Consider the following 15,330-nt stretch of genomic DNA (forward strand, 5'->3'; position numbering starts at 1 on the left):
GACTCCGTCTGAGCGGCAACACGACCAAGGTAGAGACCCTTGAGGACAGCTTCGGTCCTCTGTCGTGAAGGGCTTACCAGGCGAGCTGGGTGATCTCCTCGGCGACGACGGCGCAGGCGTCGGCGGCCGGGTCGATCAGCGGGAAGTGCCCGACACCGCCGAGCAGCGTCAGCCCGACCGTCTCGCCGGCCTGCGCCGCCGCGTCGACGTACGCCTCGGAAACGGCCTGCGGGACGACGATGTCGTCGACGCCCTGGACGATCGCGGTGGCGATCCCGGTCGGCAGCAGCGCCCCGGGGTCGGCGTGCGCCGCCCGGTCCGCGAAGCCGGCCTCCCCGCCCAGGAGCTGGGTGACCGCGCCGCCGCACACCCCCAGCCGGACCGCCGCCGCGAAGTCCGCGATCGGGGCCAGGGCGACGACCCCGCGCAGCGGCGGCGGGGCGGGCAGCCGCCACGGCGACCCCTCGGGCAGGACGTGGCGCGCCGCCGCCCACAGGGCGAGGTGCCCGCCCGCCGAGTGCCCGGTGACCACGATCCGCCGCACATCGGCGCCGGGCAGCGCGCGGGCGGCCAGCACGGGCATCGCGTCCAGGGCCGCGGCCACGTCGTCGAAGGTCTCCGGCCAGCGCCCCGCGACCGGGTCGGCGCCCGGAGCACGCTGCCCCTCGCCGCGCTGCTGCGGGATGTCGTCGCCGCCGCGCCGGTACTCCACATTGGCCACCGCGAAGCCCCGGCGGGCCAGGTAGTCCGCGAGCGGGGAGACATGGGCCCGGTCGTACGGGGCCCGCCAGGCGCCGCCGTGCAGGAGGACGACGAGCGGGGCGGCGGTGCGGCCGTCGCGCGGGGCGTAGAAGTCGACGACCTGGTCGGGGTGGTCCCCGTAGGCGGCGGTGGCGTCGGGGGCGACGGGAGGGTGGGCGAACGCCGACGCGCTCTCCGCCTCGTCCCGATCACGCGCCGCAGAGTCCGGGGAACCCGGGGAATCCGACATGCTGCTCAACCGTCCTCTGCCCGTGGCCTGTGCCTGCGTTCTGTTCCTGCGTCAGGTGGCCAACTGGGTTGACCTGCGGGGACGGTACCAGCACTCGGCACCGTCCCCGCCCGGCCGAACAGACCTTGACGTCCCGTCAGGCGGCCGGGCCAGACGGCGGGATCTCCGCCAGCACCTCGGCCAGCACCCGCGCCGCCCGCTCCGCGTCGGCGAATCCGACGTACAGCGGGGTGAAGCCGAACCGCAGCACGTCCGGCCGCCGCAGGTCGCCGACGACGCCCCGCTCGATGAGGCGGCGCATCACGGGCTCGGCCTCGTCGCAGCGCAGGGCGACCTGGCTGCCGCGTTCGGCGTGCGCGGCCGGGGTGACGGAGGTGACCCGGTCCGCCGGAACGTACGCCTCGACGCACTCCAGGAAGAAGTCCGTCAGCGCCAGGGACTTGGCCCGTACGGTGTCCACCGCCACCCCGTCCCACACGTCGAGCGCCGCTTCCAGCGTCAGCATGGAGACGATGTCGGGGGTGCCGACCCGGCCCCGTACGGAACCGTCCGCCGGGGCGTAGCCGGGGGTCATGCCGAACGGGTCGGCGTGCGAGTTCCAGCCGGGCAGCGGCGAGTCGAAGGCGGCCTGGTGGCGCTCGGCGACGTACAGGTAGGCGGGCGAACCGGGGCCGCCGTTGAGGTACTTGTACGTACAGCCGACCGCCAGGTCCACCCCGTGCTCGTCGAGCCCGACGGGCAGCGCGCCGGCGCTGTGGCAGAGGTCCCACACGGCGACCGCGCCCGCCGCGTGGACGGCGGCGGTCAGCCCGGGCAGGTCGTGCAGCCGGCCGGAGCGGTAGTCGACCTGGTTGAGCAGGGCGGCGGCGGTACGGGGACCGAGCGCGGCCGGTACGTCAGCCGGCGCGACGGGCACGAGCCGGTGGCCGGTGAGCCGGGCGGCGGACGCCGCGATGTACCCGTCCGTGGGAAAGGTCGTCGCGTCAACCAGGATCTCGTCGCGTCCCTCGCCCGCGATCCGGGCCGCGGCGACGACGGCCTTGAAGACGTTCACGCTGGTCGAGTCGCCTACGACGATCTGCCCGGCGGCGGCCCCGACGAGCGGGGCGATCCGGTCGCCGATCCGCTCGGGCGCGGTCCACCAGCCGCTCTCGTCCCAGGACCGGATGCGCAGCTCGCCCCACTGGCGGGTGAGGACGTCCTGCACCCGGGCGGGGACGTGGACGGGCAGCGCGCCGAGGCTGTTGCCGTCGAGGTAGACGCCGTCGTCGAGCGCGAAGAGCTCGCGGCGGCCGGCGAGCGGATCGGTGGCGTCGAGCTTCAGCGCCCGTTCGCGGAGCGCGTCCGGCGTGGTCGTGGTCGTGGTCTCAGACATGGCTGCGCGCCGTCCACAGCTCGGGGAACACGTTCTTCGTGGCGCGCTTCTCCAGCCACGCGACCCCGGCGGAACCGCCGGTGCCGGTCTTGGAGCCCATCGCGCGACGGGTGGCGACGAGGTGGTCGTTGCGCCAGCGCCACACCAGCTCGCCGACATCGGTGAGCAGCTCACCGAGGCGGACCAGCTCGTCGTTCTGGTCGTCGGAGGCGTAGATCTCCGCCCACACGGCCTCGACCTCGGGCGACGGCTCGTACCGCTTGGTCAGGTCCCGGGTGGTGACGGCCTCGGGAATCGCGTACCCGCGCCGGGCCAGCAGGGCGAGGGTCTCGTCGTACAGGCTGGGCTCCCCGAGCGCCTTCTCCAGCTCGGCGTACACCCGGGGCGCGCCCCGGTGCGGCACCAGCATGGAGGCGGACTTGTCGCCGAGCAGGAACTCCATCCGCCGGTACATCGCGGACTGGAATCCGGACCCCTCGCCGAGGGAGCCCCGGTAGGAGTTGAACTGGGCGGGGGTGAGTCCGGCGAGCGGCCGCCAGGACTCGTTGAGCGCCTCCAGCTCGCGCAGCGAACGCTTCAGGGCGTCACGCGCGACGGGTATGCGGTCCTCGCGCAGGGCGCGGGTGGCGGTCTCCCACTCATGGACGATGACCGTGAACCACAGCTCCATGACCTGGGTGGTGACCAGGAAGACCATCTCGCCGGGATCGTCCGAGCGCAGGTGCTGGAGGTGGGTCAGGACATCCGCCTGGACGTAGTCCTCGTACGGAGTCGTTCCCGCGAAGTCCAGGTACGGGGTGTCCGCACCGGTGGCTTCGGGGTCGGGGTGGTTGGTCGACATTTCTGTCTCCTCGACACGAGCTTCCGGGTAGCGGTCCGCCCCTTCCGTGAGGTGGTGGAGCTCCGGTCCCCTGCTCGCATACTAAGCGCCTCCCCGCCCGGCGCGCGTGGGCGGGGAGGGCCGAGGAGGTCAGCTGAGGATGTCGGCGGCGGTCGGCGAGGAGTCCCGCAGGAACGTCGAGCAGCGCTCGTGCTCCTCGGTCTCGCCGATCGCGCCCGCGGCCCGGGCCAGGGCGTGCAGGGCGCGCAGGAAGCCACGGTTCGGCTCGTGCTCGAACGGGACGGGCCCGTGGCCCTTCCAGCCGGCCCGGCGCAGGGAGTCGAGGCCGCGGTGGTAGCCGGTACGGGCGTACGCGTACGACTCGACGACCCGGCCGCCCTCGAACGCCTCGTCGGCGAGCTGCGCCCAGGCGAGCGAGGAGGTGGGGTACTTCGCGGCGACCTCGGCGGGCGGGGTGCCGGCGGCGAGCAGCTCGCGCGGCTCGGGGTCGTCGGGGAGGTGGGTCGGGGCGGGGCCCCCGAGCAGGTTCTCGTGGATGGACATGGTTCAAGTGTGCCTGCCGTCACGTCCCGGCGGGACCACGGCCCGGGCGGACCGTGGGCCCGTCGCCGTCCCGGCGGCACCGCGGCCCGGGCGGGCCGTGGGCCCGTCGCCGTCCCGACGGCACCGCGGCCCCGGCCGGTCTCACCCCTCCCGCCGCTCCGGCTCCAGCGGCGGGGCGGTGACCCCGCAGTGCACCGCGCACTCGGGCCGCTCGCTCCGGACGGCGGCGGTCGCGGCCGGGGTGCGCACCGTCCACCAGGCGAGGACCGCACCGGCGACCAGCAGCCCCGCGCACATCGGCATCGCCCGCCGGAAGGTCGTGGCGAACTCGCCCGCGTCCCGGTACGCCTCGGGCCCCATCCCGGCGAGCAGCGGCAGGGCCGCCACGGCGATGAGCCCGGCGGCCCGGGCGGCGGCGTTGTTGATGCCGCTGGCCAGCCCGGCCCGCCCGGCGTCCACGGCGGCCAGGACGGTCGCGGTGAGCGGCGCGACGACCACGACGAGCCCGGCGCCGAGCACCAGGACGGCGGGCAGCACCTCGGTGACGTACCCGCCGAAGGAGGCGCTGCCCGGTCCCACCCGCAGCATCAGGAGCATCCCGGCGGCGGCCAGCAGCGGCCCCACGGTGAGCGGGATCCGGGGTCCGATGCGCCGCCCCAGCTCACCGGCCTGGGCGGAGAAGAGCAGCATCAGCACGGTGGTGGGCAGCAGCGCGGTGCCCGCCCCCAGCGCCGAGTACCCGGCGACGACCTGGAGCTGGATCGCGGAGAGGAAGAAGAAGCCGCCGAGGGCCGCGTAGACGCAGAACGTCACCAGGTTGACCGAGGTGAACAGCCGGGAGCGGAAGATCGACGGCGGCAGCATGGGGTCGGCCCGCCGCCGCTCGACCGCCACGAACGCGGCCCCCAGCAGCAGCCCGCCGACGGCCGCCCCGATCACGAGCGGCGAGGCGCCCTGCTCCGGGGCCTCGATCAGCGCGTACGTCACCCCGGCGAGCGCCAGCGCCCCGAGGGCGGCCCCCAGCACGTCGAACCGCCCGTGCGCCGCCGGATCCCGCGACTCCGGTACGTGCCGGAGCGCGACGGGTACGCAGATCGCGGCGAGCGGCAGATTCAGCAGGAACACCCACCGCCATCCGGGCCCGTCCACGAGCCACCCGCCCACGAACGGCCCCACGGCCGCCCCGACCCCGCCGAACCCGGACCAGAGCCCCACGGCCCGCGCCCGGTCGTCCGGATGGAAACTGGCCTGGATGAGCGCGAGGGACCCCGGCGTGAGGAGCGCCCCGCCGACGCCCTGGAGCGCCCGGGCGGCGATGAGGACGCCCGCGTTCGGCGCGATCCCACAGAGCAGGGAGGCCACGCCGAACCAGATCACCCCCACGATGAACACCCGCCGCCGCCCGTACCGGTCCCCGAGCGCCCCGCCGAGGAGGATCAGCCCGGCGAGCGTGAGCATGTAGGCGTTGACGGTCCACTGGAGGGCGGCCATATCGGTGCCGAGGTCCTCGCCGATACGGGGCAGGGCGACGTTGATGACGGTGGAGTCGAGCATCGCCATGCCGGACCCGAGCACGGTGGTCAGCACGACCCAGCGCCCGACGGGCGAGGCGACCCGGATCTCCCCGGGGGCGGAGCCAGCAGCAGCCATGGAGCCAGCGTGCCCCAACAGAGCAAGTGCCCGCACTTCCAGCCCCTCCGGCGCTTGAGGAGAACCGCGCCGATGGCTGGGCCCGCACTTCCAGCCTCTCCGGCGCTTGAGGAGCGGGGGCCGGGGGCAGCGCCCCCGAAACCAGCGGCTACCGCACGGCCTCCACGGCCCGCACCCCTCAGCACCGTCACGGGGGCGCTGCCCCCGCACCCCCGCTCCTCAATCGCCGGAGGGGCTTGAGCTGAGGCTCTCCACCGCCCGCACCAACGCCTCCACCCCCCGCACCGCCTTCTCCCGCGGGCACCCCACGTTCAGCCGGACGCACCCCGGCGCCCCGTAAACAGAACCCCCCATCACCGCCACCCGCTCCCGCTCCACCAGCACCCGCTGCAACGCGGACTCCTCCACCCCCAGCGGCCGCAGGTCGATCCACGCCAGGTATCCGGCCTGCGGCGGCACCCACCCCAGTTCGGGGAAGACCGCCCCCAGCCGCTCCTCGACGTACCCCAGGTTCCCCGCCACATACGCCCGCACCGCGTCCAGCCACGCCGCCCCCTCCCGGTACGCCGCGATGTGCGCGGTCAGCGACAGGACGGCCGGTGACGCCAGCCCCTCCGCCGTCTCCATCCGCCGCAGGAACTCCGCCCGGTCGGCGGGGTCCCCGATGAACCCGTACGAACCGGTCAGCGCCGGAAAGTTGAACGCCTTCGACCCGGAGGTGACCAGCGCCCACCGGCCGTCCCCCGCCACCCGCGTCCACGGCACATGGACGCGCCCCGCACCGTCGTCGTGCACGAAGTCCGCATGGATCTCGTCGCTGATCACCGCGACCCCGTACCGCTCGGCGAGCGCCGCCGTCCGGGCCAGCTCGTCGGCCGTCCACACCCGGCCGGTCGGGTTGTGCGGCGAGCACAGCACCAGCACCTTCGCATCGCTCCGCGCAAGCTCCCGCTCCAGCGCCTCCTCGTCCCCCACCGGGACGCCACGCAGCTCCCGCCCGAGCCCGGTGATCGCCTTGCGGAAGCCGTCGTACACAGGGGTGTGGACGACGACGCCGTCCCCCTCCGCCGTCCACATCTGGAGCAGCTGGGAGAGCTGGCTGAGCACGGACGGCGCGTAGACGAGCTGCCCGGTGTCGATCTCGGTGCCGTACCGGGTGGCGTACCAGTGGGCGATCGCCGAGCGGAAGTCGTCCTGCCACCAGGTGGTGTAGCCGAACACCCCGTGGTCCAGGCGGGCCCGGAGCGCGGCCAGGACCTCGGGGGCCGTGGCGAAGTCCATGTCGGAGATGGTGAACGGCAGCAGGCCGTCGACGCCGAACCGGTCGGCGACCCCGTCCCACTGGACGCACCAGGTGCCCCGGCGGTCGACGGCGGTATCGAAGTCGTAGGGCGCGCCCACAGCAGATCCTCTTCTCTCTCCCGGCACAGCGACGGGCCCGGCCCCCCGAGGGAGGACCGGGCCCGGCACCGTACGTCTACGCGTCCGTGCGGACGGGTGACTACTTCAGCTTCGTGCCCGTGGAGCGCAGGTTCGCGCACGCCTCGGTGACGCGCGCGGCCATGCCGCCCTCGGCGAGCTTGCCCCAGGTGCGGGGGTCGTAGGTCTTCTTGTTGCCGACCTCGCCGTCGACCTTCAGGACACCGTCGTAGTTGCGGAACATGTGGTCCGCGACCGGGCGGGTGAAGGCGTACTGGGTGTCGGTGTCGAGGTTCATCTTCACGACGCCGTTCTCCAGCGCGGTGACGATCTCCTCGGCGGTGGAGCCCGAACCGCCGTGGAAGACGAAGTCGAACGGCTGGCTGCCGGCCGGCTTGCCGTACTTCTCGGAGACGCCCGCCTGGAGGTCCTTCAGCAGCTCGGGACGGAGCACGACGTTGCCCGGCTTGTAGACACCGTGGACGTTGCCGAAGGACGCGGCCAGCAGGTAGCGGCCCTTCTCGCCCAGGCCGAGCGCCTCGGCGGTACGCAGCGCGTCGTCGACGGTCGTGTACAGCTCGTCGTTGATCTCGTGCGTGACGCCGTCCTCCTCACCGCCGGTCGGGGTGATCTCGACCTCAAGGATGATCTTGGCGGCGGCGGCCTTGGCCAGCAGCTCCTGGCCGATGGCCAGGTTGTCGGCGAGGGTCTCGGCCGAACCGTCCCACATGTGGGACTGGAACAGCGGGTTCAGGCCCTTGGCGACGCGCTCGGCGGAGACGTCGAGCAGCGGACGTACGTACCCGTCCAGCTTGTCCTTGGGGCAGTGGTCGGTGTGCAGCGCGATGGTGACGTCGTACTTCGCCGCGACGATGTGCGCGAACTCGGCCAGGGCGACCGCGCCCGTGACCATGTCCTTGTTGTACTGGCCGCCCAGGAACTCCGCACCACCGGTGGAGATCTGGACGATGCCGTCGCTCTCGGCCTCCGCGAAGCCGCGCAGCGCGGCGTGCAGGGTCTGGGACGAGGTCACGTTGATGGCCGGGTAGGCGAACTTGCCCGCCTTTGCCCGGTCGAGCATCTCGGCGTAAGCCTCGGGGGTTGCGATGGGCATCTGACCGCTCCTTGGGATGTGCGGGTGTGCAGGCTGTGAGTCCCTGACCTGGGGGCGACGTCATCGTCGCCCCCATCTTCCCAGACTTGCCATCCGGCTCCACCCGGTGGACCCGGTTTCACGTGAAACCGGGTCCGGGGAGGGTTCAGCCCAGGTCGAGATCGGCCACCGAGTACACGTGGACGTACGGCAGACCGGCCTCGGCGATGGCCGGGGCAGCCCCGCGCTCGACGATCACGGCGACGGCGACGACCTCGCCACCCGCCTCACGGACCGCCTCGACGGCGGTCAGCGGCGAGCCGCCCGTGGTGGAGGTGTCCTCGACGACCAGGCAGCGGCGGCCCTTGACGTCCGTGCCCTCGATCCGGCGCTGCATCCCGTGCGCCTTCTGCGCCTTGCGGACGACGAACGCGTCCAGGCTCTTACCCCGGGCGGCGGAGGCGTGCAGCATCGAGGTGGCGACCGGGTCGGCCCCGAGCGTCAGCCCGCCGACGCAGTCGTAGTCCAGCTCGGCGGTCGCGTCGAGCATGACCTGCCCGACCAGCGGCGCGGCCTTGCCGTCCAGCGTGATCCGGCGCAGGTCGATGTACCAGTCGGCTTCCAGACCCGAGGAGAGGGTCACCTTGCCGTGCACCACGGCCTTGTCCTTGATCTGCTGGAGCAGGTCAGCGCGTACGTCAGTCATGTCCACGAGGGTAAGCGGTGCCGCACGGGCCCACGCCCGGGCCCACGTCCAGGCCCGCCCGGGCCCGCGCCGGGCACCGGCTCAGAGCCGCGTCCAGCTCCAGGTCGTGGTCATCTCCAGCGGGTCGATCGGGGTCACCAGGCGGGGCGCGGTGTTCAGCCCGTTCGGCGGGCCGGACTGGGGTTCCACGCAGACGGCCTCGTCCTGCTCGTCGTAGACCACCACCCACTCGCTGCGGCTCTTCACCGTCAGCTCCAGCCGCTCCGGCCAGGTGATCTTCACGTCCACGCCGTCGGGCATGCCGAAGCAGTCGTCCCACGGGCCGGGTTGCGGGTCGATGCGCCGCCCGGTCGGCAGATGGTCCCCGCCCCGCTCCTCCTGCCAGGCGGCGTCGAAGGACAGCTCGGCGTCCCGGCCGTCGAGGGTGCGGTGGAACCAGGGGTGCCAGCCGGCCTGGGCCGGGAAGGAGTCGCCGTACGTCTCGACGGCCAGGCCCAGCGTGAGCGTGTCCTCGGTCAGCTCGTAGGTCTGCGTCACCCGGCCCTCGTACGGCCAGGGCTTCGCCAGGTCGTAGTAGAAGGCCGCCCGGCCCTCGGCCAGGTCGGCGGCCGTGTGCGCGGGGTGCCAGGAGGTGTCCCGGCCGGTGCCGTGGATGGCGTGCGGCGGGGAGTTCAGCGGCAGCTCGTGGAGCTCGTCGCCGTTGCGGAACTGCCCGTACCCCGTACGCCCGCACCAGGGGACCATCGGGAAGCAGCCGTACCGATCGCCCTGGCGGAGCAGTTCGGTGGACCCGATCCGCAGGCTGCTGATCCGGCAGCCGTGCAGGGGGTCGACGGTCAACTCGGCGGTGCCGACGGTCAGCCTGACGTTCTCTTCGCTGCTGCTCACCCGACGACCCTACTGGCGGCTCAGGGCCTGCGGCGCCGCAACGCCCGGCCCAGCACCACGGCGGAGGCGAGCGCGAGGGCGGCGGCGGGGGCGACCCACCGCAGGGTGGTGCTCGCACCGCCCGCCTCCGGGGAGGGCACGGGGGCGTAGCGGCCGCGCGGCGGCGCGTGGTCGACCTCCTCGGCGCTGCGCCCGATCATGGTGCGGCGGGCGTGGGCGGCCTCGGCGGGCGGTTCGTCCGGAACGGTGAACTCCACCCCGGCGACGGGGTCGAGCGAGGGCGGCGGCACGGGTGAGTCGTAGACGGACCCGGGGCCGTCGCCCGCCGAGCCGTCCGCGTCGTCCGCGCGGATCTCGTCGCCCGAGCCGACCGCGCCGACCGCGCCCTCCTCGTCGCCCGCAAGTCCCTCCGCGGCCACGGCGTCGTCCACATCGGCGTCCGCGTCCGCCTCCGCGCCGGCGTCACCCTCCTCCCGCGCCGCCAGCGACTCCGTCACCAACTGCTGGGTGAAGCGGTCCAGGAGCCGGTGGGCGGCCGCGAGCGCAGCGCCCTCCTCCAGCTCGACCAGCCGCCCGTCCCCGTCGGCCGTACCGCTGTAGGCGATCGTCGTCCCGCCGTCCGCCGCCGTGAGGCCGATGGTCAGGGCCAGCTCGACCGCGCCGGTGCCCCGGGCTTCCACGCCCTTGCCCGTGACGGCGAAGCGGTCTCTCTCCGGGCCGGTGAGCCGCAGCTCGCCCCGGTAGGTGATGGTGTGGCCGCCGGCCCGCAGCTTCAGCCGGCCCGCCAGGGGCGACGCCGACGCGTCGGCGTCCTGCTGGAGACCGGGGACACAGCGGGCGACCCGGGCGGGATCGCCCAGGGTGCGCAGCAGGGCCGGGACGGAAACCGGAACGAACACCTCATGCTCCATGGCAACCGAGCCTAATCGGCCACGGGCCGGAACGTGAGCGCTTCACCCCTCCGAAGGACTGCCAAGGGACCCCCAAGGGACCGCCGAGGGAACCCCAAGGGAGCGTCGAAGGACCGCCGCAGGCCGAGGGGCGCACACCCCGTGCTCACGCGTCCTCCCAGTACCTCGGGTGGACCAGCGTCGACGGGAGCAGCCCCGGCAGCCGGGCCTCGGCCGCGGCCCGCGCCCCCTCGCGCAGCTCCCGGCCCCGCAGCGAGCGCGGTTCGGGCCCTCCGGCGGCCAGCGCGGCCCGCGGCGCCTCGCCCGGCGCGGCGAGGAGGAAGCCCCAGTCCTCCCGCTCCCGGCCCTCCCCGCCGCCCCGGTCCGGGCTGGCGGCGAAGCCCGCGTACCGGCCCGTGACGCGGTAGGGGCGGGTCGCGAGGCCGCCCGCGCGCACCGATGCCTCCACCGTCCAGAAGGTCTGCGGCCGGGCCCCCAGCGGTCCGGCGTGCACCACGAGCCGCCCGTCCGGGGCCAGGGCCTCCGCGACCAGCCCGTAGAACTCGGCCGAATACAGCTTCGTACTGGCGGTGATGCCGGGGTCCGGGAGGTCGGAGATCACCACGTCGTAGCGGCCGTGGTCGGCCCGGAGCCAGGGGAACGCGTCCGCCCCGACCACGGTGAGGCGGGGGTCGCGGAAAGCGTGGCCGTTCAGCTCGGAGAGGGCGGGGTCGGTAAGGGCCAGTCGGGTGACGGCGGGGTCCAGCTCGACGACGGTGACCGCGCGGACGTCCCCGTAACGCAGCACCTCACGGGCGGCGAGCCCGTCGCCGCCGCCCAGGATGAGCACGCGGGCGCGGGGGCCGTTCATCGCGGGGTGCACCAGCGCCTCGTGGTAGCGGTACTCGTCGCGGGCGCTGACCCGCAGCCGGCCGTCCAGATAGAGGCCCAGGGAGTCCCGGTCGGTGCCGGTCACCACGACCTCCTGCACCCCGGTCTGCACGGCGACCCGCACCTGGTCCCCGTACACCGCCCGGCGCGCCGCCCGCTCGAAGTCGTCGACCAGAACCGTGGCGGTGGCCAGCACCGCGATCACCGAGACGTTGGCCAGGACGAGCAGCCAGCGGGAGCGGGCGCTCAGATCGCGCCGGAAGACCCACAGGACGAGCGCCCCGCCCGCCGCCGCGTTGACCGCGCCGGTGAACAGCGCACCGGTCAACTGCCCCAGCATCGGCAGCAGCAGAAAGGGGAACGCGAGCCCGCCGACCAGCGCGCCCACGTAGTCGGCGGCGAAGAGATCGGCGACGGCCCCGCCCGCGTCCTGCCGGTCGACACGCTGGATCAGCGTCATCAGCAGCGGGATCTCCGCGCCGATCAGCACCCCGATCGCCAGCGAGAACCCGACCAGGGCGTACTGCGAATCACCGAGCCAGGCGAACGAGGCGTAGAGGACCAGCGCGGACGAGCCGCCGATCAGGGCGAGGGCCGCCTCGATCATCCCGAAACCGACGGCGGCACGGCAGCGCAAACGTTTCGCGAGAAGGGATCCGATGCCCATCGCGAACACCATCACGGAGAGCACGACGGACGCCTGGGTGACCGAATCGCCGATGAGATACGAGGCGAGCGCGACCAGTTCGAGCTCGTAGACCAGACCGCAGGCGGCGCAGACGAAGACCGCGGCCAGCACGAGGAGCCGGCCGGTCCTCGGCCGTACGGGGAGCCGCGCCGCGCCCCCTCGCAGCGACATCTGCTGGTCGATCATGACGCGAACGCTACGTCACGACAAGGTCGCACCTTGTCACCCACACGGGTGTAAGTGCCCCCGCCAACTAGGCCGCGGGTGCGGGAATCCGCACGCCCACCCGGGTCCGGGTCACCACCAACTGCCCCTCCTGCGGGTACGCGTGCCAGGTGCGCCACCGCACCTGCCCCTCGGTGCGCTGGGCGAGCATCGCGGTGAAGGCGTACGGGCTGCCGGGGAAGGTGCCCACCAGGCCGTGCGGGTGGTCGCTCACCAGGGCGATCAGCTCCTGCGCGCGCCCGGCGAACTGACCCTGAGTCAGGGTCTCGACCCGCGCCGCGAATTCGTACTCCCGGTCCCCCAGGCGCTTCGAGACACCGAGGGGCAGGGGGGTGCTGCTGCCGGGCATACAGGCCACGGTCTCGGAACAGCCCCCGTGCTCCTCCTGGAGGAGCACCTGGTGGGAGGCGCCGAGCAGCCTCAACTGGAGTTCGGCGCCGTCGAACCGGAGGTCGAGGACCGCCAGGGCGGGCAGCGGCTCCCGCCCCAGCATCCAGGCCAGGTCGGCGGCGCGGGTATCGGAATAGGCCGTCTGGAGGGTGGTGAGCATGGGTGGGCTCCGCAAACACACATGGACACCGGGACAGCGGAACGCCCCCTGCGTGACTGCGCGTGGGAGGTGAGGGCGCCCGATCTGGTCCAACTGGGGTCCGAGGGCTGAATGTTCTCTTCGACGAGGGAATCACGAAGTACGCCGCACTCACAGCGTTTTCGCCCAACTTGCCGTGGTTTCCATCCCCTCGGGGGCCCCACGGTTCAACTGTTCAACCGAAAACGTCCGCGTCGCTCAACAAAAAGGCGTCCGGAGGGAGTTCACCCTCCGGACGCCCGGCGCCAGGTCACTGTCGGTGACCGCGCGAGGAGGCCCCGTCAGCTGCTGCCCCCGCCGCAGCCGCCCCCTCCACCCCCGCACGACGAGCCGCCGCCGCAGGAGTGCCCACCGGAACCGGAGTCGCTGCCGGATCCGGAGTCGCCCCACGACGACCACCAGCCGCCGCCGGAGTCGCCGCCGCCGAAGCTGTCGCCGCCTCCCGATGCCACGCTCGACGAGCGCCGGCTTCCCTTGCGCCTGCTCGACGGCCGGCTGCCGCCGGTGGCCCGCAGAACGGCCAGCAGTCCCCCGACGACGACCGCGGCGATCACTATCGCGATGAAGACGCCCATGGCCCCCACCCGCCTTTCCATCCCCCGAAGCGAGGTCCCCCGTCGCTTCCCCGTTGTTGTGTGACAGGGGGATTCCCAAGGCCGCCGCGCGCCAAAGCGGACTTGAGCAACTCCAGAGCTTCGGCCCAGGATGGCGCCCATGACACAGGGACGACCGCTGCTCAACCGCCGCCTCGCCGCGTTCGGCACGACGATCTTCGCCGAGATGTCGGCGCTGGCCGTGCGGACCGGCTCCATCAACCTCGGCCAGGGCTTCCCCGACACCGACGGACCCGAGGAGATCCGGGAGGCGGCGGTCCGGGCGCTGCGCGCCGGCCACGGCAACCAGTACCCGCCCGGCCCCGGAGTCCCGGAACTCCGCAACGCCGTCGCCGCCCACCAGGAGCGCTTCTACGGCCTGACCTGGTCCCCGGAGACGGAGGTCCTGGTGACGACCGGGGCCACGGAGGCGATCGCCGCCTCCCTGCTGGCCCTCCTCGAACCGGACGACGAGGTCATCGCGTTCGAGCCGTACTACGACTCGTACGCCGCCTGCATCGCCATGGCGGGCGCCCGGCGCGTACCGCTCACCCTGCGCGCCCCGGACTTCCGCCCGGACCTCGACGAACTGCGCACCCTGATCACCCCGCGCACCCGCCTCCTGCTGCTCAACACCCCGCACAACCCGACCGGCACGGTCCTCACCCCCGACGAACTGTCCGGGATCGCGGCCCTCGCGGTGGAGCACGACCTCCTGGTGGTGACCGACGAGGTGTACGAGCACCTGGTCTTCACGGGGGCGCACCACCCGATCGCCGCGCTCCCCGGGATGCGCGAGCGAACGGTGTCCATCTCGTCGTCGGGCAAGACGTTCTCGTACACCGGATGGAAGATCGGCTGGGTGACCGGCGACGCGCCGCTGGTGGCGGCGGTGCGGGCGGCGAAGCAGTATCTGACGTTCGTCAGCGGGGGCCCGTTCCAGTACGCGATCGCCGAGGCGCTCGCCCTGCCGGACGCGTTCTTCAGCGGCTTCCGCGCGGACATGCACCGCAAGCGGGACCTGCTGGCGAAGGGACTGCGCGCCGCGGGCTTCCGGGTGTACGAGCCGGAGGGGACGTACTTCATCACCACCGACATCTCCCCGTTCGGCGACGAGGACGCCTACGCGTTCTGCCGCGCGCTGCCGGAGCGCTGCGGGGTGGCGGCCGTGCCGGTCTCGGTCTTCTACGACGACCCGGAGGCGGGCCGCAGCCAGGTCCGGTTCACGTTCTGCAAGAGGGACGACGTGCTGGAGTCGGCGGTGGAGCGGCTGGCCCGGCTGGGCTGAGCCCCGGGGGTACGGGAACGGCCCGGGCAACGGTCGCGATGACCGCCGCCCGGGCCGTGACCCGATACTGTCGGAGACTAGGCGCCCGCGGGCTCCTCGCCGTCCGTCTTGCCCTCAGCGGGCTGGATGCCGAGGTGCTCGATGAGCCACTTGTCGAACTCGATCGAGGCGCGCACCCAGCTCACCGTCGAGGAGACGAAGTGCTCCAGGCTGACGCCGGTGCCGATGAGCATCTGCGCCTCACCGATCAGCCGGACGGAACCCGTCTCGCCCTCCTCGCCCTCGTGGGCGTGGGTGTAGACCTTGGGCCACAGGGTGCGGCGGTTCCAGTCGTCGATGGCGTCCAGCAGGACGGGACGCTGGTCCAGGTCGTGCGGGCGGTCGTAGAACGTACGGACCGAGAAGACCTGCTGCTCCGCCTCGCCGCGGAACATGAAGTACGTCCGGAACTCTTCCCACGGCGCCGCGAGGTCGCCCTCGTCGTCGACGACGTACTTCAGCTCCATCTGGTCGAGGAGCTGCTTGACGAGGTCCTGGTCAGGGACGACGGGGCCCTCCGGTCCTGCCGCCTGCGGTTCGGGCTGGCCCCCGAAATTAGGAATCGAGGACGGATCGATGCTCACCGTTATTTCCCTTCGTGCGGTTGCGGCCATCCTCTCC

General features: G+C 73.1%; 15 protein-coding genes. 1 reads left to right on the forward strand and 14 read right to left on the reverse strand.

Translation table 11 applies throughout. The features are described 5' to 3' along the window. Positions 1-73: 73 nt before the first annotated feature. From IE134_RS04890 to IE134_RS04950, 13 genes are all read right to left on the reverse strand, one after another. The gene (locus tag IE134_RS04890; RefSeq protein ID WP_098019007.1) at positions 74-991 is read right to left on the reverse strand and encodes an alpha/beta hydrolase; all 918 of its coding nucleotides are present in this window, start codon (positions 989-991) and stop codon (positions 74-76) included. Positions 992-1,127: 136 nt separating this feature from the next. After that, complete coding sequence (kynU, locus tag IE134_RS04895) at positions 1,128-2,366, reverse strand: kynureninase (RefSeq protein ID WP_126931107.1); 1,239 nt, start codon at positions 2,364-2,366, stop codon at positions 1,128-1,130. After that, positions 2,359-3,207 (reverse strand): tryptophan 2,3-dioxygenase family protein, encoded by an 849-nt coding sequence (locus IE134_RS04900; RefSeq protein WP_030722149.1) that lies wholly within the window; start codon positions 3,205-3,207, stop codon positions 2,359-2,361. Before IE134_RS04900 ends, kynU begins: the two co-directional genes overlap by 8 nt. A gap of 129 nt (positions 3,208-3,336) precedes the next feature. Continuing rightward, positions 3,337-3,750, reverse strand: coding sequence for a DUF3151 domain-containing protein (locus IE134_RS04905; RefSeq protein WP_003967556.1), 414 nt, complete (start codon positions 3,748-3,750; stop codon positions 3,337-3,339). Positions 3,751-3,891: 141 nt separating this feature from the next. Beyond that, on the reverse strand, positions 3,892-5,400 hold the full coding sequence (locus tag IE134_RS04910; protein WP_189429676.1) for an MFS transporter: 1,509 nt from the start codon (positions 5,398-5,400) through the stop codon (positions 3,892-3,894). 219 nt (positions 5,401-5,619) lie between these two features. Further along, the gene (locus tag IE134_RS04915; protein WP_126931108.1) at positions 5,620-6,801 is read right to left on the reverse strand and encodes a MalY/PatB family protein; all 1,182 of its coding nucleotides are present in this window, start codon (positions 6,799-6,801) and stop codon (positions 5,620-5,622) included. 100 nt (positions 6,802-6,901) lie between these two features. After that, entirely contained in the window at positions 6,902-7,933 is a 1,032-nt protein-coding gene (gene fbaA / locus IE134_RS04920) for a class II fructose-bisphosphate aldolase (RefSeq protein WP_010063207.1), read from the reverse strand. Positions 7,934-8,078: 145 nt separating this feature from the next. Continuing rightward, on the reverse strand, positions 8,079-8,618 hold the full coding sequence (pyrE, locus tag IE134_RS04925; protein WP_010063206.1) for an orotate phosphoribosyltransferase: 540 nt from the start codon (positions 8,616-8,618) through the stop codon (positions 8,079-8,081). Positions 8,619-8,699: 81 nt separating this feature from the next. Continuing rightward, positions 8,700-9,506, reverse strand: a complete 807-nt coding sequence (locus IE134_RS04930) for an aldose epimerase family protein (protein ID WP_030722152.1) — start codon at positions 9,504-9,506, stop codon at positions 8,700-8,702. A 20-nt stretch (positions 9,507-9,526) separates the two neighbouring features. After that, on the reverse strand, positions 9,527-10,417 hold the full coding sequence (locus tag IE134_RS04935; protein WP_098017357.1) for an SRPBCC domain-containing protein: 891 nt from the start codon (positions 10,415-10,417) through the stop codon (positions 9,527-9,529). Between the two features lie 145 nt (positions 10,418-10,562). Next, positions 10,563-12,161: a polyamine aminopropyltransferase gene (locus IE134_RS04940; protein ID WP_030722158.1), complete on the reverse strand. Its 1,599-nt coding sequence runs from the start codon at positions 12,159-12,161 to the stop codon at positions 10,563-10,565. A 67-nt stretch (positions 12,162-12,228) separates the two neighbouring features. Further along, a complete protein-coding gene (locus IE134_RS04945) occupies positions 12,229-12,750 on the reverse strand; it encodes a DUF2617 family protein (protein WP_030722161.1) in 522 nt (173 codons plus the stop codon). Between the two features lie 320 nt (positions 12,751-13,070). Then, positions 13,071-13,364, reverse strand: coding sequence for a hypothetical protein (locus IE134_RS04950; RefSeq protein WP_030722163.1), 294 nt, complete (start codon positions 13,362-13,364; stop codon positions 13,071-13,073). Positions 13,365-13,503: 139 nt separating this feature from the next. Between IE134_RS04950 and IE134_RS04955 the strand changes: the two genes are divergently transcribed. Continuing rightward, a complete protein-coding gene (locus IE134_RS04955) occupies positions 13,504-14,670 on the forward strand; it encodes a pyridoxal phosphate-dependent aminotransferase (RefSeq protein WP_032769595.1) in 1,167 nt (388 codons plus the stop codon). A gap of 77 nt (positions 14,671-14,747) precedes the next feature. Here IE134_RS04955 and IE134_RS04960 read toward each other — a convergent pair whose 3' ends face one another. Beyond that, complete coding sequence (locus IE134_RS04960; RefSeq protein ID WP_030722169.1) at positions 14,748-15,293, reverse strand: YbjN domain-containing protein; 546 nt, start codon at positions 15,291-15,293, stop codon at positions 14,748-14,750. Between the last annotated feature and the right edge of the window lie 37 nt (positions 15,294-15,330).

It is taken from the genome of Streptomyces rubiginosohelvolus (genome assembly GCF_014649875.1).
Taxonomy (GTDB): Bacteria; Actinomycetota; Actinomycetes; order Streptomycetales; family Streptomycetaceae; genus Streptomyces; species Streptomyces rubiginosohelvolus.